This window comes from Kitasatospora sp. NPDC093806, assembly GCF_040683335.1.
In the GTDB taxonomy this organism is placed as follows: Bacteria; Actinomycetota; Actinomycetes; order Streptomycetales; family Streptomycetaceae; genus Kitasatospora.
This window is the reverse complement of record NZ_JBFBDO010000215.1, coordinates 1-4,793: the sequence shown is the minus strand read 5'-3', so window position 1 is coordinate 4,793 and position 4,793 is coordinate 1. Positions and strand designations below refer to the sequence as shown.

Annotated in this window: 6 protein-coding genes and 1 pseudogene; 4 read left to right on the top strand and 3 right to left on the bottom strand. The window is 74.3% G+C overall.

What is annotated here, in order from left to right:
* On the bottom strand, nucleotides 1–424 hold a 424-nt coding region (locus tag AB0N76_RS39180), incomplete at its 3' end, for a GntR family transcriptional regulator (RefSeq protein ID WP_363565633.1).
* A gap of 174 nt (nucleotides 425–598) precedes the next feature.
* Here AB0N76_RS39180 and AB0N76_RS39175 point away from each other — a divergent pair.
* Nucleotides 599–1,372 carry an enoyl-CoA hydratase-related protein gene (locus tag AB0N76_RS39175; RefSeq protein ID WP_363565632.1) on the top strand — a complete coding sequence of 258 codons (774 nt, stop codon included), beginning with the start codon at nucleotides 599–601 and terminating at the stop codon, nucleotides 1,370–1,372.
* Between the two features lie 29 nt (nucleotides 1,373–1,401).
* Here AB0N76_RS39175 and AB0N76_RS39170 read toward each other — a convergent pair whose 3' ends face one another.
* On the bottom strand, nucleotides 1,402–1,731 hold the full coding sequence (locus AB0N76_RS39170) for an AzlD domain-containing protein (RefSeq protein WP_363565631.1): 330 nt from the start codon (nucleotides 1,729–1,731) through the stop codon (nucleotides 1,402–1,404).
* Nucleotides 1,724–2,368, bottom strand: a complete 645-nt coding sequence (locus AB0N76_RS39165; protein WP_363565634.1) for an AzlC family ABC transporter permease — start codon at nucleotides 2,366–2,368, stop codon at nucleotides 1,724–1,726. The genes AB0N76_RS39170 and AB0N76_RS39165 overlap by 8 nt, the downstream gene beginning before the upstream one ends.
* A 164-nt stretch (nucleotides 2,369–2,532) precedes the next feature.
* Here AB0N76_RS39165 and AB0N76_RS39160 point away from each other — a divergent pair, with 164 nt between their 5' ends.
* The 3 genes and pseudogenes from AB0N76_RS39160 to AB0N76_RS39150 all read left to right on the top strand — a co-directional run.
* Nucleotides 2,533–2,991, top strand: a complete 459-nt coding sequence (locus AB0N76_RS39160) for an Lrp/AsnC family transcriptional regulator (protein WP_363565630.1) — start codon at nucleotides 2,533–2,535, stop codon at nucleotides 2,989–2,991.
* Between the two features lie 138 nt (nucleotides 2,992–3,129).
* Nucleotides 3,130–4,290, top strand: coding sequence for a nucleotide disphospho-sugar-binding domain-containing protein (locus AB0N76_RS39155; RefSeq protein ID WP_363565629.1), 1,161 nt, complete (start codon nucleotides 3,130–3,132; stop codon nucleotides 4,288–4,290).
* Nucleotides 4,291–4,571: 281 nt separating this feature from the next.
* A pseudogene (locus AB0N76_RS39150) lies at nucleotides 4,572–4,793 on the top strand (hypothetical protein); the annotation flags it as partial.

Genomic DNA, 4,793 nt, shown 5'->3' with positions numbered 1-4,793 from the left:
GATCACCGCCCCCGACGCGCCGCAGCCCCCGGTGACCGGTGAGGTGCGGGTGCTGGCGCAGCAGCGCCGCGACGTCGCCGGCGCCGGCCAGCGCGCGCAGGGCCCGGCGCAGCTGCTCGTCCTGCCCGGGGGCGAGCGGCTGGTTGAAGGACAGGTCGGCGACCCGGGGGACGGGGAGGTCGCGCGAGGGTTCGAGGCCGTCGTAGCCGGAGCGGACCCGGACGAAGGTGCCCCGGCCCTGCTCGCCCACCACCAGCCCGGCGGCGGACAGTTCGGCGTACACCCGGCTCGCGGTGGCCAGGGCGATCCGGTGCTCGCGGGCGAGCGCGCGGTGGGTCGGCAAGCGGGTGCCGGCCGGCAGGGCGCCGGAGCGGATCGCGGTGGCGTACTCGTCGACGACGGCCTTGTAGGAGGGCGGTCGCATGGGGCACCTGCCGTTCGCGCGGAGTGTGCGGAAGGGAAGTCGAAGTGCGTCGAGGCGCATCGAAGTGTATCCAGGACAATTGTTGGATTGTCCTGGCTCCCGGCTCCTAGCCTCGGCGGCGACCTCGGAAACCGCGACAGCCGCGCGGCCTTGCGGCGGAAACGGAGCACGGACATGACCGTTCACAGCGAGCACGACGGCAACGTCGTCACCCTCACCATCGACCGCGAGAGCAAGCTCAACGCGCTCGACTACCCGACCATCGACGCGCTGCTCGCCCGGCTCGACGCGGTCGAGGCCGACGACGCCGTCCGGGCCGTCATCCTGACCGGCGCCGGCCGCCGGGCGTTCAGCGCCGGCGCGGACATCCCGTCGCTGGCCGGCAGCATCGCCCGCTCCACGGACGGCCCGGAGCCGGCGCTGCGCGAGATCGTGCGGCGCGGGCACGCGCTGACCCGGCGCGTCGAGGAGTTCCCCAAGCCGGTGATCGTCGCCGTCAACGGTCTCGCGTACGGCGGCGGGTGCGAGCTCACCGAGGCCGCGCCGCTGGCCGTCGCCGCCGAGCACGCGACCTTCGCCAAGCCGGAGATCTCGCTCGGCTTCCCGCCGCCGTTCGGCGGCTCCCAGCGGCTGCCGCGCCACGTCGGCCGCAAGCGCGCCCTGGAGCTGATCCTCACCGGCGACCCGGTCCCCGCCGCCCGGGCCCTCGACCTGGGCCTGGTCAACGCCGTCGTCCCGGCCGCCGAACTCCTGGACGCGGCCCGCACCCTGGCGGACCGGATCACCCGGCACGCCCCCACCGCGGTGACGGCCTGCCTGCGCGCGGTGACCCGGGGCATCAACCTGCCGATCGACGAGGGACTGGCCGTCGAGGCGGCCTGGTTCGCCGCCACCGTCCCCACCGAGGGCGTCCGGGACGGCCTGAGCCGCTTCCTCACCCGCTCCTGACCTGAGAACCCGGGTCCTCGGCCCGGTGCTCAGCGGCCGAGGACCACGCTGGCGAGGACGACGTGGACGGCCGTGCCGCCGAGGATGCTCAGCAGGGCGTTGCGCCGCCACAGGTGCAGCCCGACCGTGACGGCCAGGGCCACCACCGGCGCCACGGCCCGCGAGCCGGAGCCGGGGAGGTCGCGCAGGCAGTAGGCGAGCAGGATCACCATGACGCCGGCGGGCATCCGGGTGCTGAGGTAGCGGACGACGGCGCTGGCGCGCAGCGGGGCGAGGGCGGCGAACGGCAGCGCGCGCAGGGCCCAGGTGACGGCGGTGGAGACGGCGACCGCGGCCAGCAGGTACGGGGTGTCAGGCATGCCGGTTCCTCGCACGGGTGATGAGGTGCCGGGCCAGCAGCGCGGCGGTGAACAGGGCGAAGGCGACCGGCAGCAGCTGGCCGGGGGCGATCACCCGGGCGGCGAGCGCGCTGAGCAGCGCGAGCGCAGGGGTGGGCAGGTCCTCGCGCCGGTCGCGCACCGCGTCGAGGGCGAGCACGGTGAACAGGGCGGTGAGGGCGAAGTCTAGCCCGGTGACGCCGTCGGGGAGGACCGAGCCGAGCAGCCCGCCGACGGTGGCGCCGCCCACCCAGTACAGGTGCATGAACAGTTGCAGCAGCAGGATCCGGCGCCCGGGCCAGCCCCGTGCCTGCTCGCCGGTGGTGAGGGCGTAGGCCTCGTCGGTGAGCGCGAAGGTGCCGTAGGCCTTCCCGAGCCGGCCCCGGACCCGGTCCAGCGGGAAGGACAGCGCGTAGAAGACGTGCCGGAGGTTGACCAGCAGGGCGGTCGTGGCGACCGTCGCGAGCGGCGCGACGGCCGCGACCAGGCCGACCAGCAGGAACTCGAAGGAGCCCGCGTAGACGAACGCGGTGAACACGCTCGCCCACCACCAGGCCAGTCCCGACTGCGCCACCAGGACCCCGAAGGCCACGCCGAGCGGCACCAGCCCGAGCCCCACCGAGGCCGAGTCCTTGAACGCGGCCGCCGCCGGGTTCGGCCGCCTCGCGGCGGGCGGTGGCGGAGCGGGATCGGCGGTGGTGATCGTGGAGAGTGTTCCCATGCGGAAATTTTAGAATGTTTTCGGCCTTATATGGTTTCCGATCCCGCTCGTATGATCCCGCCATGAGCAATGAAATCCACCTCGATGCCATCGATCGTGAAATCTTGTTCCATCTGAGCCGGGACGGCCGCCTCACCAACGTCGACCTGGCCCGCCGGGTCGGGCTGACCCCGCCGCCGTGTCTGCGCCGGGTGAAGCGGCTGGAGGAGGGCGGCGTCATCGCGGGGTACCGGGCGGTCATCGACCCCGTCGCCCTCGGCCGCGGGCTGGAGGTGCTGATCGACGTCGAGGTCAGCGCCACCGACCGGAACACCTTCGAGGCCTTCGAGGCCACCGTCGCCGCCTACGAGGAGGTGATCGAGTTCCGCCGCATGTTCGGCCGCCCCGACTACTTCATCCGGGTCGCCGTCTCCGACCACGCCGCCTACGAGGCCTTCCTCACCGGCAGGCTGAGCGGCCTCCCGAACGTCCTGCGGCTCCAATCCCACCTCACGATGAAGACCGTCAAGACCGCGCCCTGAGCCCGGCCGGTCCGACCGGCGCGGCCGACACGCCCACGCCGTCCCGCGTACCAGAACGTCCGATTATCGACCCCCGGAGGAAGAAGCGTTGACCGTTCGTCAGTTGACGGAGGAGCGGGCGCCGCCCGCGTGATCCGGATGACCAGCCTTGAGAACGACCAGGAGCACGACGTGCGCATACTCTTCACCGGCCCGTCCGCGGCCAGCCACCTGTACCCGATGGTGCCCACCGCCCAAGCGCTGCGGGCCGCCGGACACCAGGTCCTGTTCGCCATCGCGAAGCCCGCGGCGAAGATCGGTGGGACCGGCTTTCCGGTCGTCGAGGTCGGCGACGGACTGACCTTGATGGAGTCCTTCGAGACCGTCCTCGGGGGGCCGGCGAACTACGCCATGCCGGACCGCACCCAGGACGAGATCCTCGACGTGGCCGGCGCCGCTTTCGCCCACGCCTCCCGCCCCACGGTGGACGGCCTGCTGGACGTCGCCGACGGGTGGGGTGCGGACCTGCTGATCCACGACTCGTGCATGGGGTCGGCCCAGCTGGTCGCGGCCAAGCTGAAGATCCCGGCCGCGCTGCAGAACTTCGGCTTCACCTCCGGCCTTGAGATGGCGGCGCGGCTGGCCACCCACTTCACCGACCTGTACGAGGCGCACGGGGTGGCCGGACCGGCTCCGACCACGCCGCTGGACATCGTCCCGGCCTCGCTCGGCGGCGACACGGGCGGGGTCCGGATGCGCTACCTCCCCTACAACGGCGGCGGCACGGTCCCGGCCGAGTGGCTGCGCCGGGGCGACCGGCCGCGGGTCGCCGTCACGCTGGGCACCGTGATCACCGGGGTCGACGGCCTGAAGGTCATCGGCCGGCTGGTCGAGGCCGCCGCCGGGGTCGACGCCGAGTTCCTGCTCGCCGTGGGTGACGCGGACCACAGCCTGCTGGGCACCCTTCCGGCCAACGTCCGGCCGCTGCCGTGGGTCCCGCTGGCGGAGCTGCTGCTGGTCTGCGACGCGGTCGTCCACCACGGCGGCTCCGGCTCCACCCTGACGGCGCTGCAGGCCGGCCTGCCGCAGCTGCTGCTGCCCCAGGGCGCCGACAACTTCGCGGTGGCCGACACCCTGGTCGGCGCGGGGGCGGCGCTCAGCTCGGCCGCCGGGGCGGTCGACACCGCGCTGCTCACCCGGCTGGTCACCGACCCCGGGCTGCGCGCGGCGGCCGGCCGCCTGCGGGCCGAGAACGACGCGCTGCCGACGCCGGCCGAGGTCGTCCCCGAGATCGAGGCGCTGGTGACCGCCGCCCGCTGACCCGCCGGGAGTCCGGTGCGGGCCCGGTCCGCCGTCGTGGCCGGGCCCGCACCGGTCCCACCCGCTGTCGCGGCCCGGTACGATCGCCGGATGAACTCGTACTGGCACGTCGTGCTGCCACCGCTGGGCGCCTGACCGGGCGCACCCGCTGACGGCTCACTCCCGCCGACGGCCTCCTCCCGCGACCCCGGCCGACCCGCGAGGCGGCCCGGGTATCCGCTTCGTGCGCCCGTTTCGAATCCAGTCCCACCACCGGAATTCGACGACGGAAGTCCACGACCGTGCCCAACCGCACCCACGCCCGTACCCGTACCCACGCCCGCGTCCCCGCGCCGACGCCCGCCCGCCGCCGGGGCCCGCTCGCCGGTCCGGCCGCCATCCTCGCCGCCGCCGTGCTGTGGGGCACCACCGGCACCGCCGCCACGCTAGGGCCCGCCGGGGCCCCGCCGGCGGCGAGCGGCTCGGCCGGGGTGGCGCTCGGCGGGCGGGAGCTCCAGCTGGGC